Origin of the sequence: Algoriphagus mannitolivorans DSM 15301, from assembly GCF_000429425.1 — a bacterium.
Classification (GTDB): Bacteria; Bacteroidota; Bacteroidia; order Cytophagales; family Cyclobacteriaceae; genus Algoriphagus; species Algoriphagus mannitolivorans.
This window is the reverse complement of sequence record NZ_AUBV01000013.1, coordinates 1-20,370: the sequence shown is the minus strand read 5'-3', so window position 1 is coordinate 20,370 and position 20,370 is coordinate 1. Positions and strand designations below refer to the sequence as shown.

The window sequence follows — 20,370 nt, the reverse complement described above, 5'->3', positions numbered from 1 at the left end:
TATCAAGTAGCAAGTATCAAGTATCAAGTAGCTGGATTTTAGACGAAATGAAAAAGCTCGATTCCAGAATGGAATCGAGCTTTTTTTATGAGTCCTATTATTTTTTCTAGATACTTGATACTAAAATCTAGATACTAAAAATCATTTGCCATATAGCTGCTTGCTGGCTTCTTCGTATTTGTCTCCGGCTTTCCAAGCAGGTTTCTGGCTCCAGTTGGCTATTTTTTGCGCAGCAAGGATATAGGATTTCCAATAAACTTGCGCGTAATCCAAATCAAAATTGCTTACATGGTCGCCTGCCTTGTGGTAATACTTTTGAATCTCGTCATCAAAGGCGGTAAATCCCAAGGAGAATGTTGGAGCAGGAATTCCTTTTCGTGCAAAATTGACATTGTCGGAGCGGTCATACAATCCTTGCTCCGGTGATGGATCTGCCACAGCCTTTACTCCGAATTCTTTGACGGCTTCTTCGATCAAGAAGTCCGCACTGGTACGGCCCAACCCGATGACGGTAATGATCGAGGTGTCGTTATATCCTCCATTGTCGATATTCAGGTTATAGACAATTTTATCCAAAGGAATCAAAGGATTATTGGCAAAATATGCGCTTCCCAAAAGCCCTTTTTCTTCCGCTGTCCAAAGGGCAATCATTATAGAACGCTTGGGAGGATTTTTGGCAAAATATTTAGCAGCATTCATGACTGCGACGGTTCCTACGGCATTGTCTCTTGCTCCGTTGTAGATCGAGTCTCCTTGTGCATCGGGTGTACCTACTCCCACATGATCATAATGTGCAGAAAGTAAGACATATTCATTTTTGAGTACCGGGTCAGTGCCTTCGATCATGGCGATCACATTTTTGCCATCTACCGAGGAATTTTTCTTTCCTTCAATGGTCAAAGAAGCTGTGTTCAACTTGTCACCTGTCAATTCGTTTTTCTGATCTTCCAGCCAGATATAGGTAAGGTCAGAGGCTACTCCTTGGTCTAGAGTCAACTGTGTGCGATTGAGAAAATTGGAAACCAACTGCCAAGGAACAGAAGGCACATTGAATTTTTCGATGATGGCAACGGCCCCAGCTTCCTTAGCTCTTTTGGTTTTTTCAGCACCTAAGGCAAAAAGATCGGAAGGATTGAGTCTATTTGGAGCCCCGACATTGGACACGGCAATTTTTCCTTTTAAGTCCTTGCCTGCAAAATCCTCAGCCGTTCCAAATCCTACATCCACCAAAGCAAAGTCACCTGAAAGGGAATTGCCATCCAATACCAAAAGATTTTTGCCCAGAGTAAAGGATTTGGCGCCGATTTTTACTGAACCTGATTTAGGAGGAGAGGTAAGCCGAAAAGGAATATCCTGAAAATATCCATTGGCACCCGGAACCGTCTTTGCGCCGCTTTTTTTCAGGTAGGAGGCGATGTAATCGTAGGCCAACTTCATTTCCGGACGGGCAGGATCTCTTCCCATCAATTCGTCGGAAGCCAAATAAGTAAAGCTTTTGATCGCTTCAGCTCCATCGAAGTTCTTTTCAATGTCTTGCTTTTGGGAAAAAGATAGGGTGGTTGCAGCCAGCAACATCCCAAAAGTTAAAATGGATTTATTCATAGGGTAATTGAAGTGTTTTTCTAAGGTAAGCCAAAATTCTTTTTCCTTTATTTTCCCGAAAAAAATTCAGTGTCATTCCATCCCAATTTTGACATAATTGTTCGGAAATGGGCGGGAGGAAGGCAGGAAAGGGAGATTTCATCCTCAGTCATCGGATGGCGAAAGCTTAACCTCCAAGCATGAAGTAGGAGGTTGGAAAGCCCAAATTGGTTTTCGAAAAAGATGTTTTGCCTATTGTCACCATGCTTTTTATCTCCGATGATGTAATGACGAAGATGTGCCAGGTGCCTTCGGATCTGGTGCGTCCGACCTGTAAGTAGTTCAACCTCCAAAAGACTGTACCGGCTGGTCGGATAGCGTCCGGTAGAATTGAAAGGAATCTCGGATTCTGCCAAAACCCGGTATTTGGTTTGAGCTTCCTGAAGTTTTTTGGAGCGTTCACTTTCCAAAGGATGGTCTATTAAGGCTTCTTTTTCTTTGGGTATGCCTCGGACAATGGTCAGATAGTACTTTCTAACTTCCCGATCCATAAACCTAGCCTTGAGCAGTGGTAAAATTTCTTCGTTTTTGGCGAAAAGTAAAATTCCACTCGTAGCCCGATCCAGTCGATGTACTGGGGCCACCCAAGAACCAATCTGATCCCGCAGTTGGATTAAGGCATTTTCCTCTTCCCCATACGCTTGACGAGTTCGATGCACCAAAAGCCCGGCTGGCTTATCGATAAGGATAAGATTTTCGTCTTCAAAGAGAATGTTAAGCATAAATTTTCACCACAGAGAACACAGAGGGAAGATAAAGACAACAGACCACGGTCGACAGTCGACAGCCCGAGTTGATGATTTTTTCAAAGAGTATATTAAGCACAATTACCAGCCATAAAGCCGCAAAGAAAGGAGAATAGAAGCATTAACTCTTTCCCACAGATGTTCACAGATTAAAATCACGGATTTTATAATCCATGAAAATCAGTGACCTTTTCTGTGCAGATCTGTGGGAGAAAACTCAAAATATCGTTCCGGAGCCAATGCATTCCTCACCTTGATACCAAGCTACAAACTGACCGGAGGCGACGCCTTTTTGGGCATTTTCAAAGAGTACATACAATCCGTTTTCTTTCATGACCAAAGTAGCTTTGGAGAGGGGTTGGCGGTAACGGATTCTTGCTTCGTAAACAGCCGATTCACCGGGATTTAAAGCCAAATCCTCCCGAATCCAATGCACCTGGTCTTTTTTGACAAATAGACCAAAGCGATTCAAGCCGGGATGATCTTCTCCTAAACCCGTGTAAATCACATTTTGCCGGGTATTGGTTTCGATGACAAAAAGGGGTTTACCTGTTCCGCCTACCTGAAGGCCTTTTCTTTGACCCACGGTAAAATAATGGGCCCCATTGTGTTCTCCCAATACTTTTCCCTGGTCTGGAGTATAATGAATCGGCAAGCATAGTCCATCCAAAGTTTCCTGATCCCAGTCTTGGGCATCGATTCCTGCAGGAACTTTAACCTGATCGTAAATCGGTAAATTTTCAGGGATTTGGATGATTTTGCCTTTTTTAGGCTTGAGTTGCTGCTGAAGGAATTCCGGTAATCGAACCTTTCCGATAAAGCATAGACCTTGAGAATCCTTTTTCTCTGCAGTGATTAGATCTGCTCCTTTGGCGATTTGGCGTACTTCAGGCTTTTGCAAGTGCCCAATGGGAAATAAAGCCTTGGAAAGCTGCTCCTGAGAGAGCTGGCAAAGAAAATAGCTTTGATCCTTGTTGGGATCGGCTCCTGCAATCAATTGATAAACAGGTTGACCATCGACCAAAATCTCCCTTTTCTGGCAGTAATGACCCGTGGCCACAAAGTCTGCTTTGAGCTTTTGGGCAGCTTTTAGGAAGATGTCGAATTTGATTTCCCGGTTGCAAAGAATGTCAGGATTGGGAGTCCTTCCGGCTTCGTATTCCGAAAACATATAATCCACAATCCTTTCTCGATATTCTTCACTGAGGTCAATGGCTTGAAAGGGGATTCCCAACTTTTCGGCTACGAGCATGGCATCCGTGGAGTCTTCCATCCAAGGGCATTCGTTGGAGATGGTGACGGATTCATCGTGCCAGTTTTTCATAAACATGCCGATGACTTCATAGCCTTGATCCAGAAGGATTTTAGCGGCAACACTGCTGTCGACACCTCCTGAAAGGCCGACTACAACTCTTGGTTTTGTCTTCATAGGTAATAATTAATGGATTCAAGGTCCATTAGGTTACGCTTGTGATAACTCCATTTAGGCTGGAATTAGTTCGTAAAGGTAGGAATTGAAAGATTGAAAAATTGTAACATTGGAAAATTGATTGGGAAGGCATCTATTGTATAATTTTCCAATTTTGTACTCTTCCAATTTTCCAATCCCATGAACTCTCTCGAACAAAGAATCCTTTCTGGCGCATTTTTACCCGAATTCCAGTTTCAGACTTCCCGAAGCGGAGGGCCTGGAGGGCAAAATGTCAATAAGGTCGAGACGAAAGTTCAATTACGTTTCGATGTGAATAACTCTTTGGTTTTAAGCGAGGAGGAAAAATTGACTCTTCTTCATAAAGCTAAGAATAAGATTGATCAAGAGGGGTTTTTACAGCTGATGTCTCAGGAAAAACGTTCCCAGATTCAAAACAAGGAATTGGTAATCCGGAAGTTCTATGATCTGCTCAGATCTGCGTTTGCGAAACGAAAAGTGAGAAAAGCTACCAAACCCAGCAAAGGTGCGGTGGAAAAGCGGCTAAAATCAAAGAAAGTTCAGGCTGAAAAAAAGAGCAATCGGAATTGGAAGCCTTAAAAGGCAAAAGGGTAGCCTTCAGAAACAAGAATAAAATCAATTGCCGGACAATTTGAAACTTTCCCAAAGTTTTAAACTTTGGGAAAGTTTGCTCCAAAATCAACGCTTACCTGGCTTCCTGGTTTTTACTGTCATAAAGAACAGCGTAAATCCAGAAACGATCGTGGCCATTCCAAAGAGTGAAAATGCCCGAAGAAGGAGATTGTTGAAATTGTCCCGACCGGCATAATCCATGGTATGAAACATCCACAGGAAGTCAAATACCCTCCAGCTACTGTGTCTCACACGTTCAAAGTTTCCGCTTTTCGCGTCGATATAGGCAGTGAGGCTCTCCGGGTGATCGTAGTGAATTGCCCAAGCGGGTAGGGGCCGACCCCGGTATTCATGGTGGGATCCTGTTTCTGTCAAATATTCAGCTTTTTTTATCCCATAATCGCCCTTGATATAGATTTTGGCGATCTCTTTGGCTTGTTCTTCGGTGATTTCGTTTTGAAGTTCTCCCGTTTGTGCATTGTAAAGTTTTTCTCCATTGACCCAATAATGAGGTTGATGCCGAACAAAACGAAGCTCAAGGGTGGAGATTTCCAAGGTAGAGTCCAATGATCCCGGGTCAACCAAATTAGTTGCCGCCATGTGCATCATATGTTCTGCATGAAAGTGATCTCCATGAATCTCATCGATGTCTGTCCAGGAAAAGTAAAGGCCTGAAAGGGTCCAAAAGAAAAACTGAATTCCGATAAACACGCCCAGAAATCGGTGGATTTTTCGGGTATAATATTGATTGTTTTTTCTCATAGGGCTGAGTGATAGATTACTGGGTTATTTGTTTTTAGCCTCGAAGCTCACTTTGGTTTTGTCCCAAGCAACGCTGATTTTGGCAGTTCCAGGGGCAGTTTCCTCTACTGTATAGGTAAGTGATTCAACCGTTTCTAGGAGGGTTTCTGGATTTACTTGAACTCTGATTACATCCTTGGCACTGTCGTAATCATCCGCCAAATGCATGTCCCAAACTTGATTCAGTATCAGTGTCCATTCTGTTTGTCCCGGAATGGTAAAGAATCCATACTTACCGGCCGGGATTTCTTTTCCCTGAATGATCACCGGTTTTTCAAATTGGATGGAAGTGGCTTTGTGGGCACCGGTGGACCAAACTTCTCCAAAGGCCACCAAACCTCCGAAAATCTGTCTCCCGCGGACACTTGGAGAAGAATAGTCAATGTGGATATGATTTCCACTGACCATGGCCATGGCTGAGGTTTTTGGACTTTTAGGCTTTTGTTGGGTAGAATCCGCAGGTGCCATATGTTGGCTATGATCCATCTCAACTTCTGAGGTGGATTCTGTCTTGGGGTTACAAGCAAAAGCCAATAAAACGCCAAGAAAAAGGGTAGTGAGTTTATTCATAATATGGTTGATTTTAAGGGATAATAGCTTCGATTCTCAGAACTGGAAACTTCGAACTGATCACTGTTCACCGGTCACTGTTTCGGTTCCGTTTCGAAATACAAATGGTAATGCTTGCTGCATCCGGGGTTGAATCCGGATTTGCAATGCGGGCAGGTATTATTGGAAGCCATATAGTCTTCAATGCTCAATTCATTTCCGCAGACTCCACAAAGAATGGCTTTCTGGTCAAATTGGGCTTTGGGCCAAACCTGATGGGCATGATCGGCTTCTTCCTCATGACAGGAAAAGCAAGGATAATACTTTTCGCAGCACTTGAATTTGATCGCAATGATATCCAAGTCCGAATGCCAATGCACACAGCGGGTTTGGTTGTCCACCGGTTTGCCAAAGACATTGATTCCTCTGATTTGGGAAACTTTCAATGGCTCAAGAATCTTTTCCCGAGTTTGGGCAACGTTTATTCCGGAGGATAAAACCATAAAGGCTAGGAGGCAGATGAGTTTGATTTTCATAATCGAAAATATAAAAGCGAACTGATTATACCAGTTCGCTTTTTATGTTAAATCAATTCATCGAGATAGTTTCCTCCACTCGACCGCAGGTCAACATGGAGCTGCCGAATAGTGGATTTTTAATGTCTTCATTGGCACTGAGCCACATGCCTCCTGTATTGTTTTTATACATCGGGCAGTACTGATGGTACAAGGTCCGGTCAGTGCCTGCGATTTTAAGCAAATTTTTCATGGCCACGCTCAGGGCCTGGAAACTTTCTCTTTGGGCTGCAATGTCACCAGAAGCCAATTTTTTGGCCTCTTCCAAAGCTTTTGCCTTGTGTGACTCAGCTGCCTGTGCATCAAAGCTTTGAATTGCCGTCACTAAGGCCTCGCTTTTTGTGGCTGCCTCTGCCTGATTGTCGGCCACCAAGGCATCCTTTACCGCGAGGTAAGCATCAATCATCGCGGTGGTACCCATATTCCTAGAAGTGGAAGTAGGAGTGGCCTCTGATTCATGGCCGGAGGAATGTTCCATAGTATGCTCCTCATGTTCCTCAGCATGTTCGGTTTTTCCTCCACAGGAGAAAAGTACCACTGAAAGTGCAAGGGCGATTAAAAGGGACTTTTTCATATGTGTTATAATTTAGGTGTTGTTGATTGATATTTTAAAATCAGTTTGGTTTAGCAATTTAATTCCAGTCTGTGGAGACACAGACTGGGGCGTTTGGTTTAGCAATTTGAAATCAGTTTGTGAAGACACAAACTGGGGCAATCTATTTAATGTTGATGGGCTGGAGCCGAAGCTGAACTCGAGCCTGTTAAATTCAAAACAGGCTGACCTTTAAGATAGGTTTGTTTCACTTCTCCGCAAGTAAGCATAGAAGCACCAAAATATGGGTTGGTGATATCCTTCCGCTCGCTCAGCCAATACGCACCTTGGTCTCCAAAAGCCATTGGACAATAATCTTTATACACCACATCTTTATTGATTCCAAAGGTCTCGGTCATTTCCAGGATGTGGAATGAAAGCATGGAAAAGTGCTTTCTGGCCTCTTCAAGATTGGGAGAAGAGCTGATTTTCTGACTAGCATCCTTCAGCCCTTGGAGCTGATTCATCCATTGCTCATGGGCCTTATCCTTTACTAGAGCCATATTGACTTTGGAAAGGTTTTGAGATAGCTGATTGACTTCTTTTTTTGTGCCTTCCAAATCGTCCTTGACCAAGGCATTTTTAATACCAAAATAAGCATCCGCCACTTGGGTAATTTGATTTCTGAATTCTGAGGAAACCTCCAAGGACTTGGTTTCTGGGCGACTCATCATGCTAAATTGGCCCGAAAGCTGTGCTGCTGCGTCGATCGCAAATGCTCCATTGGTGACAATTACTTCTCCAGGCTGCAGCCCTGATTCTATCAGGTAATTGTCACCCATTCGGCTTCCTAAGGTTACCTCTCGCATTTCAAAGGAAGGTCTTTCAGCAGGAACTTTTACATAGACGACAGAGCGCTTCCCAGACCAAAGAACGGCTGTTCTAGGGACAGATAGTTCAGCCGATGAACCTTTTGATCTTGTTTTTACAGAAGCTGTGACAAACATTTCCGGTTTCAGTTTTTGACCTGTATTGGAGATTTCTGCTCTTATGGAGGCTGCACGGGTATTAGGATCCAAAAGCGGATCAATAAAAGCCACTTTCGCACTGAATGATTCACCTGGAAGTCCGGCAACTGAAAAACTAATCGGATCACCTAGCTTGATAGAGGATAAGTCCGCTTCATAGGCATCCAAAAGAACCCAAAGTTTGTTCAGATTGACTACATTGAATAATACCTGTCCTGTGCTGACATAGTCACCCAGCGCCACGTTTCTCTGGGTAACCACTCCGCTCTGATCGGCAAGTATATCGATCTGCTCTTTTACTTTTCCACTTTCTTCAATAGCCTGAATTTGAGAATCACTGAGTTTCCAAAGTTTTAGCTTTGCTTTAGCAGCTTGGTACAGCTCCGGGAAAGAGGTTTTACTTTTGCTCGCTTCCAATAATTCCCTTTGGGCGGAAAGTAATTCCGGAGAGTATAGGGTAGCCAGTTTTTGACCTGCCTGAACCCGCTCTCCGGTAAAGGTCACGAAGAGCTTTTCAATTCTTCCGGGGAATTTGGCTGTGACGGAGGCATTTTCCCTTTCGTCTGCCTGGATTTTTCCGGTAAGAAAAAGCTCACCTGAAGCATTGGATCCACCCACTTTGGTCGTGTGGATTTGGGCCATAGCCACAGCTTCTGGAGTCATCTCATAGACGAGGGGATTGCCTGAGCCAGCACTCATCTGAGTGGCAGGAATCAAGTCCATCCCGCAGATAGGGCAGGAGCCCGGTTCACCCAATTTGATTTGTGGATGCATGGAGCAAGTCCATAGGGTATTGGCACCGGCTTCTCCGGCATGGTCATGTTCGGCTTCAGAATGTGAAGCAGAAGGTTTTAAAATCCATCCAATCAATGCCCCTAAGAGCAAGGTAGTGAGGATGAGTATCGTTTTATTTTCAAATATCTTTTTCATCGTTTTCTTAATTAAGAGGAATTGATGATGCTGAAAGCATTTCTAATTTGGCCAAACTTTGATATTGAAGGTTGATCGCATTGATTTCCTTCATTTGGTAATCCAGCAAGGATTGCTGGGTTCTGAGAATCTCTTCAAAATCATCCCCATTTGCGGTGTAGGAAGTTATCAACCAATTTAAAGTTTGGTCAGTGAGCTCCCTCTGCCCGGAATAGAGCCTGATTTTCCGGTCTGCATCTTCCCAATCCCTGAAGGCATTGGCCCATTCCATGGCCAATAGGTTGGAAGTTTTCTCTTTTTGAAGAAGTGTCGCTTCCTGAAGGAGCTCAGCTTCTTTGATTTTCGCATTTACCTTTTTTCGATAGATCGGCAGTGTCAGTGAGACCATGGGCATGACCATATTGTCTCCTCCCATCATCATCCCGTTTTCGATTCTTGGAGAAAAGGGCATGTAATTTACCCCTGCTCCCATCATCGGACGCCCATCCAATTTGGCCATTTGAGCCTGTTGGCGGTAAACCTCCAATTCTGAGTCAAACATGGCAAGCATAGGGTTATTGGCCTGAATACTGTCCAATACCGCCATCTTTTCCACTTCCAGCACAATCGGCTGAAAACCGCTTGGAAGAGCTATTTCTGCTCGGATTTCACGGTTGAGCAATTGGTTGAATTTGATCTGAAGAGGTTCCAGATCTGCCTGAAGCTGCTCGATGGTATTTTCCAATTCCTTCATAGAAATCCGGATCTGGAGAATATCCTTCAAAGAAGATCCGGAAGTACTCATTGCGCTGGAATTCATCCCTGAAGAAGGACGCTGCAAGTTGGGCCCAGTGCTTGAATTACCACCCATTCCACTCATTTCAGAGGCTCCTGCGGAAGTGCTGGAGTTCATGTTTCCTCCTGATGAAAGCATAGAGGGGCCAGAAGCTCCTGATGAACCACCTGTGGCCCCCTGATATTTGATCAAGGCCAAGCGTTCGTATTGCTGAAGGAATTGCAGATTTTCCCTGGAAATCCTGATTTCCTCCTGAAGCCTGATCATGTCATACCAAGTGGATTTTACCTGATACATCAATTGGTTTTTCTCCTCCAAAAAGAGCTGATACTGAGCTTGAGCCATGGATTTGGCTTCCTCTTTTTGAGTACCGATCATCCCAAACCAAGGAAACATTTGCATCAGTCTGAGGTCAGCCTGCTGATTCCCCATAAATCTCTCCATGGGGCGCAGAAAAATTCCGACTTGAAGTTCTGGATCAGGAAGGCCAGGCTGCTTGACTCGCTCCAAGGCGGCTTCGTAACGGGCATAGGAAGCTTTTAGTCCGGGATTGTTTTCGGCAGCCAGGATAAGGTAGTCATCTAGGGTTTGGGCATTAGATTTTCCTGAGAAAACCATCAGAGCAGACAGGAGTAGGAAAGTCAGAAATTTGAAATCTGAAGTCAGAAATCTGAAGTCAGAAATCCGAAATCCAAAATCGAATAGAGTCTTAATTGTCATGACTTTATGTGTTTAATTCTTCAGCAAAGGCCTTGGAATTGTTTTTTAATTTTCGCTCTGCCCACCAGCAATAAAGGGTTGGCACGATAAACACCGTGGTAGTTTCCAAGACCATTCCTCCCAAGGAAGGAATCGCCATTGGAATCATAATGTCAGATCCTCTTCCTGTAGAGGTCAATACCGGAACCAAAGCAAGCAATGTGGTCGCCGTGGTCATCATACAAGGTAAAACCCGTCTTTTTCCGGCTTCCACTACCGCCTCCCGTATCTGTTGCACAGTAGTAGGTTGATTTTCTTTGAAGCTTTGGTCCAAATAGGAGGCCACGACCACCCCGTCATCAGTGGCAATTCCAAAGAGGGCAATGAAACCCACCCAAACTGCTACGCTGAGGTTGTACACTTTCATTTGGAAAAGGTCCCGAATATTGGTTCCAAAGAAACTGAAGTCCATAAACCAATCCTGCCCATATAACCAAAGCATCAGAAATGCTCCGGAAAAGGCCATTCCAATTCCCGCGAAAACAAACAAGGAGGTGGATACTGACTTAAATTGGAAGTAAAGAATCAGGAAAATCAGGATCAAACAGAGGGGAACTACAATACCCAGTCTTTTCTCCGCACGGACCTGATTTTCATAAGAACCAGAGAAAACATAGCGGACTCCATTCGGAACCTTCAATTCTCCGGAATCAATTTTATCCTTCAGGTACTTTTGGGCTTGCTCGACGACAGTCACTTCCGCGAATCCTTCCATTTTGTCCAGCAGGACATAGCCTACCAAGAAGCTGTTTTCTCCGCGGATCATATCAGGTCCAGGTCGGTAATTGATGGAGGCTACTTGGCTTAAAGGGATATAATTTCCCAAAGGTGTCGGGATTTGAAGGTTTTCTATGGCATAAGGATCATCTCTAAACTCCCGGGCATATCTAACGCGAATCGGGAATCGCTCCCGACCTTCCACAGTGGTACTCAATTTCATGCCTCCAATGGCAGTTTCGATGAAATCCTGCACATCTACTACATTCATCCCGTATCGGGAAATTTGATCCCGGTTGATGTCCAGTTCCAAATAGGGCTTACCCACAATTCGGTCAGCGAATACTGCTTCTTTCTTCACTGAAGGCACCTCTTTGAGGTACTTTTCCAACTCTAAGCCAAAGCTTTCAATGGTTTGAAGATCAGGGCCGTAAACTTTGATCCCCATGGGAGCTCGCATGCCGGTTTGCAGCATGACTAACCGTGTTTCAATAGGTTGAAGCTTAGGGGAGGAGGTAACACCGGGGATTTGGATCACTCCGACGATTTCTTCCCAGATATCATCCGGAGACTTGATGTGCTTTCTCCACTGACGGAAATACTCTCCATCCTCATCCTGGACCAAATCGGACACCTGTATTTGATTGGGAGTCATGGTTTCAGGATCGAAAAGGGACCCGTCTTTCAATTCATATTTTCCGTCATTGATTTTAAAGCGAAGTCGGTTGCCATTGATGTCTGTGGCGTATTCGCTTTTGTAATTGATCGTGTTTTCAAACATGTTCATCGGGGCAGGATCAATGGCAGTTTCTGCACGACCTGCTTTTCCGACGACTATTTCTACTTCCGGAATGGCCGTGACCAGCATATCCAGTTGCTGAAGGACTTCCTTGTTTTCCTGCACACCGGCATGAGGCATGGTGGTGGGCATCAGGAGGAAAGATCCCTCGTTGAGTGAAGGCATAAATTCCTTACCCAAACCCGGGAAGGAATGGCTCAAACCTGACCAAAGCCCTGTGGTTCGGATATTGACCCCGATCATGTCAAAGGTTCTCGGGAAAATTCCAAATACCCGATTGAATCCTAACCAAACACTGGTTCCCAGCAAGAAGATGAAAATCGGGAATAGGATAAACTTCCCTTTGTTGGCCAGACACCAAAGCAAAATTCTAGGATAAATGCGGATAAACCCTGCAAATCCTCCCAAGACCAAAAACAGCAGTAGCGCGATGAAGAAGAAATTGACCAGCTTGCTGACCGATACCCCTAAAGGCATCCATAGACCCGTCAACAGCCAGGTGACAAATAGCAGGGTAATGGCGATGGTTGCCAGGTTTTTATGGGGCCCGACTTTTTCCGGATACTGATAAGAAAGTGCATGCAACAAGCCAAAGGCAAACAAAAACCAACCGGCCCAAGCCCAAACGGTAATGGCAATAACCGGTCCGATGATCAATAAGGAAAGGTTGATCCATCGACCCAACTTTCCCTTCATTTCCTTCATGGAAAATGCCCAATGGGAAAAAGCTGGCATGATCAAAAGGGTGAAAATCACCGCTGAAACCAAGGCAAAGGTCTTCGTATACGCTAAAGGACCAAAGAGCTTTCCCTCTGCCGCTTGAAGGGTAAATACCGGAAAGAAGCTGACGATCGTGGTGCTCACAGCAGTGACAATCGCTCCCGACACTTCTGCGGTAGCTTGATATACCGTCTTCAGTTTGGACTGACCAGTAGGTGAGGACTCCAGATGCCGGAGAATATTTTCATTGAGAATAATCCCCAAATCCACCATGGTCCCAATAGCGATGGCGATCCCGGATAGGGCCACGATATTGGCATCCACGCCAAAGTATTTCATAAAAATGAAACACATCAATACCGCTAAAGGCAATAGTGCAGAAATCAGCAAAGAAGCTCTCAGGTTATATACCATGACGATGATCACCAGGATGGTGACCAAAATCTGCAGGTTGATGGCCTCGTACAAGGTGCCTAAGGTTTCGTAGATCAGGCCCGTTCGATCATAAAAGGGCACAATGGTGACCTTGGAAACCGTACCATCTGCCAAAGTTTTAGAAGGAAGTCCTTGGGAAAGTTTTTCGATTTCGGATTTCACTCCTTCAATCACTTTGAGGGGATTGTCTCCATAGCGAGCGATGACCACTCCACCTACAGCTTCCGCTCCGCTTTTGTCCAGAATCCCGGACATGTTTCGGGGTTGCGGGCCGATATTCACCCTAGCCACATCCTGGATTCGGATCGGTACATTGTTGGTGACTTTGACCACGGCCTTGTCCAAATCGGAAAGTTCTTCCACATAACCCAAGCCACGGATGAAATAATCCACCCTGTTGACTTCGATGGTATTGGCAGAGACATCCAGATTGGATTTTCGAACGGCTTCCATCACATCCATCAGGGTCACGCCGTGAGCTTTGAGCGCTGCGGGATCTACATCCACTTGATATTCTTTGACATATCCACCAACGGAAGCTACCTCAGCAACCCCTTCGACAGCCGTGAGAGAGTATCGGACATAATAATCTTGGACAGTTCTAAGCTCGTGCAAGTCCCATCCACCGGTTGGATTTCCGTTTTCATCCCGACCTTCCAAGGTGTACCAATATACCTGACCCAAGGCTGTGGCATCCGGTCCTAGCTTCGGCTGGACTCCGTCGGGAAGCAATCCGGCAGGCAGGGAATTGAGTTTTTCCAGGACTCGTGACCGACTCCAGTAAAACTCGATGTCTTCCTCGAAGATGATGTAGATGCTGGAAAATCCGAAAGCAGAGCTGGATCGCACACTTTTGACCCCTGGCAATCCCAAAAGGGAAGTGGTCAACGGATAGGTGATCTGGTCTTCTACATCCTGAGGGGAGCGCCCCATCCATTCAGTGAAGACAATTTGTTGGTTTTCTCCAATGTCAGGAATAGCATCCACGGGTACGGGATCTCTGGGAAGGAAATCCACATTCCAGTTAAAAGGAGCTGTGACAATTCCCCATCCGATAATCAGGAGCAGGAACAGCACAGTAACCAGTTTATTTTCTAGAAAATATTTGATAATTCGATTGAGCATAAATCAAAGGTTTAAAATGCAAAGGACTGAGCCAAAATGTATTGGCGGATTTTTTTGCATGCAGAGCGTTCTGCAACCTTTAATTTATATCAAGAAAGATTGATATAGAACCTGAAGGTCCTGTTCAAGGGGAGGGTGGGAGTATGGAGGATAGACAGGAGTGTCCGAAGGAATATTTTCCACTCCAAACACAAATGCCTGAACAAATGCCACTGCAAAATTCAGGGACAGATTGAGGTCGGATTTTTTTAATTGAAACTCATCATCCACCTGCAATTGGGTAGTGACATTTTCACAGCAGGACTTGGGGTCTTGGTGATTGTCAGCTTCATTTTCGCTATGATCCATCGACATGTTCATGCCACAATCCACATGCTTTGTTCCAAAGCCAATTTCAGATTTCATTTCCAAGCCCATGCAAAAATGGGTCGTCTTCGCCATTCCAACGGAGGCAAAGAATACCAAAAGGGCTAAGAATATGGAGAATGAGGCTCGCATTAAGGCAAAAGTACGGAATTTAATTTTGGAAGTTCAAATTTAGATTCTAAAAGCAAGAGACAAGACACAAGAAGCAAGACAAAAGAGGCAGGAAGCAAGAGGCAAAAGCCAAGACGCAAGAATTAATGGTCTTGCGTCTGTAGTCTAGAATCTTGAGTCTTTATTTAACATCAGCGATAAACCCGGCCTTCAGCACCGCTTTTTTGATGTCAGCTGGCTCCAGATTTTCGGTGTTGACGGTCAAGGTACGGTCAGGATCCTGCAAATCCACCTCCCAAGATGCGATCCCGGATTCTTCATTTAGCTTAGGGCTAACTTTTGCCAAACAATTGTGGCACTGGATGTTGGTTTTGAATTTTAACGTTTTCATGTTTTAAGTATTAAGTATTAAGTATTAAGTATCTGGTATCAAGTATCAAGTAGTCAAATTTGGAAGTAGTCAGAATGGACAGAGTTTCCTAATTTTTCAATTTTGCAATTTTACAATTTCCGTATTTTCAATCTCAAGCTATTCATCACCACGGAAACCGAGCTAAAGGCCATTGCCGCACCGGCAATCATGGGATCCAAAAGGAATCCATTGATCGGATAAAGGACACCTGCGGCAATAGGAATTCCGATTAGGTTGTAGATAAAGGCCCAAAAGAGGTTTTGCTTGATGCCATTGACGGTCAAATGAGATAGCTGAAATGCCTGTTGGATTTTCTGAAGATCGGAGGTGATCAGGGTAATCTTGGCCACATCCATGGCGATATCCGATCCATGCCCCATGGCAATGCTCACATCGGCTTGGGCCAAGGCTTCTGAATCGTTGATCCCGTCACCTACCATAGCGACTATTTTTCCATTTTCTTGAAGTCGCTTGACAAATTCTGACTTGTCTTCAGGCATGACTTCTGCCCGATAATCAGCGATTCCCACTTCTTGGGCGACGGCCGCGGCTGTCTGTCGGTTATCCCCGGTAAGCATATACACTTCCACACCAGATTTCTGAAGTTGGGCTACAGCAGCTTTTGAACTGGGTTTAAGCTGATCCTGAATGCCTAGTATGGCCTGTGCATTATCCTGATCTGCAAACCAAATCACCGTTTGTGCCTGGTTACTCCATTCTTGGGCTGTGGACTCCAAATTCTTTGGGATGGAAATTCCATTTTCCTGTAGAAGTTGACGGTTTCCTACGAAATAGGTTCTTCCGTTTTTCCGGCCACTAACCCCACGGGCGGTGATACTTTCAAAATGCTCCAGATCAGTGGCTTTGACATTTTCGGTTTTCAAATGCTTCACCACAGCCTCTGCTAGAGGATGCGCGGATTTGGACTCCAAGGTGTATAAAATCTGTAAATAGTGAGTGGTAAGTGGTAAATGGTTTGCTGATCCACTACTTACTATTGACTGCTTACTACTTACTTCATGATGATTGCCAGCTGCCCACTGAACACTGCTGACTGTAGGCTTTCCTTCCGTAATCGTCCCCGTCTTATCCAAAATAATCGCATTGACCTTATGACCGAGTTCCAGGCTTTCTGCATCCCGAATCAGGATGTTGTTTTCTGCTCCTTTGCCTACACCGACCATGATGGCGGTAGGGGTAGCCAAGCCTAAAGCACAGGGACAAGCGATCACCAATACCGACACAGCTGCGAGTAGGGCATGGGAAAATGCGTTGTCACCTCCATAAATCATCCATACTCCAAAGGTGAGCAGCGCGATCCCAATGACTACCGGAACAAATATCCCGGCGATCTTATCCACCAGTTTTTGGACCGGCGCTTTACTTCCTTGGGCTTCCTGAACCCGTTGGATGATTTGAGCCAAGAGTGTGGAAGCACCGACCTTGACTGCCTCAATTTCCAAACTTCCTTTTTGGTTGATAGTGCCGGAATAGACCGAATCCCCGGCTTTCTTTTCCACCGAAACTGGCTCTCCACTGATCATGCTTTCGTCTAGAAATGAACTGCCTTCCAGTACTTTTCCGTCCACCGGGATTTTTTCTCCAGGCTTGATCAGAATTCTGTCACCGACCAAAACCTCCTCTATTTTGATTTCCCGGGCCTTTCCATCCTGAAGTCGCGTGAGCGTTTTCGGCTGCAAACCCATCAGCTTTTTCAAAGCCGTTCCGGTTTGGGATTTTGCTTTTTCCTCCAGCATTTTTCCGAAGGAAATAAAGACGATAATCACCGTCGCGGCTTCATAATAGACGTGGGGATGAATCCCTCTTTGGTGCCAAAACTCTGGAAAAAGTGTATTGAATACCGAGAAAATAAAAGCAATTCCGGTACTCAGGGCTACGAGGGTATCCATATTGGCCTTGCCATGCCGGGCCTGTTTCCAGGCATTGGTGTAGAAGTTTTTTCCAAAGTAGAAAAGGACTGGAATGGAAAGCACCAGACTGATCCATTTTCCCGGTTCCCAATCCATAAAAAACATTCCGAGAATAAATACCGGCAAGGTCAATGCTGCCGCACCTATGGTCTGCTTCTTGACGGATTGGAATTTTTTCTCCTGTTCTTCTTGGACGGCTTCCTGAACATCTTTTGAACCGACTACCAAGCCATATCCGATTTCAGTTAGGGCAGTATTCAAATCTTCGGGTGTGGTCGTATGGTCATATTCCACCTGAACAGTATTGGTGGCAAAGTTTACGGCAGCGGACTTCACTCCGGGGGTGTGCTGTAATATGGTTTCCACGCTGGAGGCGCAGGCCGCACAGGTCATGCCGGTCACGGGAAAGGTTTCCTTATGGAGATTTCCCGGCTTTTGAGCTGTTAGTGTGGTTTCTGTTTTCATAGCTGAAAATTGATGATACAAAATTGCCACAGCTGGCGCAGAAAAGTCTTACAGGATTTTGGGAGAGATTTATAAGATTATGGCTTTTGAAAACCGCAAAGCCGCGAAGAACGCGAAGAGTAGATGAAATCAAATCTCAAATTCCTGCCTAATCTTTATTTATTGGTTTTTGAAAAGTCTATTTGCAACGAAGGCACGAAGACAACGAAGGGAAAATGGGATCAAATCTCAAATTTCAAATCTAAAACACCTATCTGGCTGTTCTGGTCCATTTTACAGCCCTTCTAGCCATTCCAAGTTTCTTTTATCCATGGCTTCTTGGGAAATCAGACGTCCATTTTGGATATCCTCTTCACTCATTTCGAGCATTTCAATTTGCTCTTTGGTCAATTCAATGGACTTGGAACCCGCTAAACCCGATGTAATTAACTGCTGGATAGCCAGTAGGAATTCTTTGTTTTCAATGCTTTGTATTTTATCAATCAGTTCGCACCTGATTTCTTCCACGCTTGCCATAAGTTTTCGATTTTTATTCAATTTCGGTAAATCCCAAGAGTATTCATAGGAATATGATTGTACTCCAAAGAGGAATTAGAGGTTATGTTTGTGTTTTTTCGCCCACAATCTTCACCCTAGTTCGAGGAAGGCTGTCCGGGTAATTTTTCCGGATAAACTCGATCATTTTTTCCCGGACATATACCCGAAGATCCCAGGCTATGGGAGAGTTTTTGGCACTGACCAAAATCCGGACCTCTACGGATGATTCCTTGGATTCAGTGACCTGAAGCACATTGACCTTTTTGTCCCAGAGATCAGAACTCTCCAAAACCCGGGTGAGTTCTTTTCTGAGTTCCTCAAAAGGGATGGAATAATCTATGTATAAAAACACGGTACCGACGATATCCGCATTGTTTCGGGTCCAGTTTTGAAAGGGTTTTTCCAAAAAATAGGTAGAAGGCAGGACCAGCCTTCTTTTGTCCCAAAGTCTCACCACCACATAGGTCAGGTTGATCTCCTCAATCCATCCCCATTCATTTTCCACCACTACGGCATCCTCGATCCTGAAAGGCTGGGTAATCGCAATCTGAATCCCGGCCAAAAGGGTACCGACTACTTTTTGAGCGGAAAGTCCGATGATGATCCCCGCAACCCCAGCAGAGGCAAAAATCCCGATGCCCACATCCCGAATGCTTTCAAAAGAAAGCAGAATCAGTCCAACGGCAATCAAAATGATCACAAAAACCACCACCCGCTCCAGGAGACTAACTTGCGTATGGAGCTTTCTGGAGGCCAAATTATCCTCTTCATTGATATCGTATCGTTTGAGGATATTCCGGAGCAAACCCCGGATCAGCACGATGATCAGCCAGGAAAAGCCGATGATCAGCAGATTCCTTTTTTGCTCCACGAAAAAGGAAATATCCAGCCCCGTGGATTCCCGAAACCAATCGGCAAGAGGCTCCATGACCAGGAAAATCAGAATCAGCAGGATGCTTAGGATGAGTTGATAGCGTCTTTTCATAGAAAAATCATTAGGTCAATAGGCAGGCAAGAACCTTCAAAATAGGCCAGCAATCCCAAACGACCAAGGAATTAGGGGAGAGATTCTTGGTGCAGTCCTTAGCAAGGGTATGAAAAATAGGCTGTTTGGAAACGTAGGTTTGTCACATTGAGCGGAGTCGAAATGTGGGACTATCCACTGATTCTACATTTTTTTGCTTTTCAATAATAACCTTCGACTCCGCTCAGGGTGACGGAGTTTGAATTCGTGCTATCGTTTGCCTTGCCCTTTGACTCCGCTCAGGTTGACGGCGGAGGGGCGGTACGAGGTATGACTCCATCAAAAAAGCCCAGCGAAAACTCACTGGGCTTAGGGTGGGATAGGGAAGGTTTAATCCTGATTCCTTCCGGAAGGGATTTTTAGGCCACGGGTGGATTCCAAGATGGGGAGATTGGCTTCGGTCGGGATATAAATGACCGTTTTGTCGCTGAGATTGCGCTGCTGGCGTACCCAGAGGTATTGGATGTACTTCTCGGAAAGTGCTCCGTTTTCGATGGAGATTGCTTCTGCGGCCCCTCGGGCTCTTTCGACTTCCGCCTGGGCATTGAGCTTTTCGGCTTCCAGGTTGGCGGCAGCTTCTTCGATGAGAATTCTGCGGTTTTGCTCAGCCTTGGCAAACTCCGCCCGACCGGACATTTCCTGCTGCCAGACATTGTAGGTAGGACATCCCCAAAGCCCAAAACCAATCAAGGCAAAAAGCATCCAGGAAATAAACGTTCCGACTAAGGCTCCTTTGAAATTACCATTCATAGTACTTACGATTTGTTGTTTGACTAAAGATAGGGGAAAATGGAATGGGAGGGAGGGGGTAATTGGTCAAAAAATCAAGGATGTATCTAGGAAGCTGGTTGGTTGGGAATTACAAATTCCTGAAGATATTCAAGCGGAGTTGCAAACTCCGCTTAGGTGGGGCAATCTACGCTCAGGGGGGGGGCGAAGGGGACGCACGGAGTGCTGTGGCATCCGAAGACCATCCGATTTTGAGCTGCTGGTGAAGGCTTCCCACTTTTTGGACAATTCTAAAATAGACAAAATTGGTTTTTGATGTTGACTATTATTACTACTAAGGGTGTTAATTGTGGGTAACTTCAGAGAAGTTATCCACTGTTAACGCCCATTGCTTTGCAAAATCTATTGGAGAGCAATTATTCAGGCTTCCGTGAGGTCTGTGATGATTGTAGTCCTCTATCCATTCCCGGGTAATCTCTCTGACTTCTTGGAGTGATACAAAGGAATAGTAATCCAATACTTCGGTTCGGTAGGTTTTGTTGAATCGCTCGATAAAAGCATTTTGCATAGGTTTTCCGGGTTGGATAAATAAGATTTTCAC

At 45.0% G+C, this 20,370-nt stretch carries 18 protein-coding genes; 1 reads left to right on the top strand and 17 read right to left on the bottom strand.

The features are described from left to right. Positions 1 to 141 precede the first annotated feature (141 nt). The 3 genes from G458_RS0113800 to mnmA form a co-directional block, all read right to left on the bottom strand. The gene (locus G458_RS0113800) at positions 142 to 1,602 is read right to left on the bottom strand and encodes a M28 family peptidase (protein WP_026952418.1); all 1,461 of its coding nucleotides are present in this window, start codon (positions 1,600 to 1,602) and stop codon (positions 142 to 144) included. A gap of 47 nt (positions 1,603 to 1,649) precedes the next feature. Next, entirely contained in the window at positions 1,650 to 2,363 is a 714-nt protein-coding gene (locus G458_RS20835; RefSeq protein ID WP_035468244.1) for a pseudouridine synthase, read from the bottom strand. Between the two features lie 241 nt (positions 2,364 to 2,604). Beyond that, positions 2,605 to 3,816: a tRNA 2-thiouridine(34) synthase MnmA gene (gene mnmA / locus G458_RS0113785; protein WP_026952417.1), complete on the bottom strand. Its 1,212-nt coding sequence runs from the start codon at positions 3,814 to 3,816 to the stop codon at positions 2,605 to 2,607. A gap of 180 nt (positions 3,817 to 3,996) precedes the next feature. On the opposite strand from mnmA, the gene arfB reads away from it, so the two are divergent. Further along, entirely contained in the window at positions 3,997 to 4,416 is a 420-nt protein-coding gene (gene arfB / locus G458_RS0113775) for an alternative ribosome rescue aminoacyl-tRNA hydrolase ArfB (RefSeq protein WP_026952416.1), read from the top strand. Positions 4,417 to 4,515: 99 nt separating this feature from the next. On the opposite strand, the gene G458_RS0113770 is transcribed toward arfB, so the two are convergent. The 14 genes from G458_RS0113770 to G458_RS20820 all read right to left on the bottom strand — a co-directional run. Further along, a complete protein-coding gene (locus tag G458_RS0113770) occupies positions 4,516 to 5,211 on the bottom strand; it encodes a PepSY domain-containing protein (RefSeq protein ID WP_026952415.1) in 696 nt (231 codons plus the stop codon). A gap of 24 nt (positions 5,212 to 5,235) precedes the next feature. Further along, on the bottom strand, positions 5,236 to 5,820 hold the full coding sequence (locus G458_RS0113765) for a DUF2911 domain-containing protein (RefSeq protein ID WP_035468243.1): 585 nt from the start codon (positions 5,818 to 5,820) through the stop codon (positions 5,236 to 5,238). A gap of 74 nt (positions 5,821 to 5,894) precedes the next feature. Then, positions 5,895 to 6,335 (bottom strand): CHY zinc finger protein, encoded by a 441-nt coding sequence (locus tag G458_RS0113760; protein ID WP_245579275.1) that lies wholly within the window; start codon positions 6,333 to 6,335, stop codon positions 5,895 to 5,897. Between the two features lie 52 nt (positions 6,336 to 6,387). Further along, entirely contained in the window at positions 6,388 to 6,948 is a 561-nt protein-coding gene (locus tag G458_RS0113755) for a DUF3347 domain-containing protein (protein ID WP_026952412.1), read from the bottom strand. Positions 6,949 to 7,094: 146 nt separating this feature from the next. Beyond that, positions 7,095 to 8,864 carry an efflux RND transporter periplasmic adaptor subunit gene (locus G458_RS0113750; RefSeq protein ID WP_026952411.1) on the bottom strand — a complete coding sequence of 590 codons (1,770 nt, stop codon included), beginning with the start codon at positions 8,862 to 8,864 and terminating at the stop codon, positions 7,095 to 7,097. Positions 8,865 to 8,871: 7 nt separating this feature from the next. Further along, a complete protein-coding gene (locus tag G458_RS20830; RefSeq protein WP_051287298.1) occupies positions 8,872 to 10,359 on the bottom strand; it encodes a TolC family protein in 1,488 nt (495 codons plus the stop codon). Positions 10,360 to 10,363: 4 nt separating this feature from the next. Then, positions 10,364 to 14,194: an efflux RND transporter permease subunit gene (locus G458_RS0113740; RefSeq protein ID WP_026952410.1), complete on the bottom strand. Its 3,831-nt coding sequence runs from the start codon at positions 14,192 to 14,194 to the stop codon at positions 10,364 to 10,366. 84 nt (positions 14,195 to 14,278) lie between these two features. Next, on the bottom strand, positions 14,279 to 14,692 hold the full coding sequence (locus tag G458_RS0113735) for an HYC_CC_PP family protein (RefSeq protein WP_157359799.1): 414 nt from the start codon (positions 14,690 to 14,692) through the stop codon (positions 14,279 to 14,281). A gap of 160 nt (positions 14,693 to 14,852) precedes the next feature. Further along, positions 14,853 to 15,062 carry a heavy-metal-associated domain-containing protein gene (locus G458_RS0113725; protein ID WP_026952408.1) on the bottom strand — a complete coding sequence of 70 codons (210 nt, stop codon included), beginning with the start codon at positions 15,060 to 15,062 and terminating at the stop codon, positions 14,853 to 14,855. 110 nt (positions 15,063 to 15,172) lie between these two features. Continuing rightward, positions 15,173 to 17,479, bottom strand: coding sequence for a heavy metal translocating P-type ATPase (locus G458_RS0113720; RefSeq protein ID WP_026952407.1), 2,307 nt, complete (start codon positions 17,477 to 17,479; stop codon positions 15,173 to 15,175). Between the two features lie 273 nt (positions 17,480 to 17,752). After that, positions 17,753 to 17,995 carry a hypothetical protein gene (locus tag G458_RS0113715; RefSeq protein WP_026952406.1) on the bottom strand — a complete coding sequence of 81 codons (243 nt, stop codon included), beginning with the start codon at positions 17,993 to 17,995 and terminating at the stop codon, positions 17,753 to 17,755. Between the two features lie 82 nt (positions 17,996 to 18,077). Beyond that, positions 18,078 to 19,001 (bottom strand): mechanosensitive ion channel family protein, encoded by a 924-nt coding sequence (locus G458_RS0113710; RefSeq protein WP_026952405.1) that lies wholly within the window; start codon positions 18,999 to 19,001, stop codon positions 18,078 to 18,080. 369 nt (positions 19,002 to 19,370) lie between these two features. Continuing rightward, a complete protein-coding gene (locus G458_RS20825) occupies positions 19,371 to 19,790 on the bottom strand; it encodes a hypothetical protein (RefSeq protein WP_051287296.1) in 420 nt (139 codons plus the stop codon). Positions 19,791 to 20,112: 322 nt separating this feature from the next. Then, positions 20,113 to 20,370: integrase core domain-containing protein (locus G458_RS20820; protein WP_157359780.1), on the bottom strand; the 258-nt coding region annotated here is incomplete at its 5' end.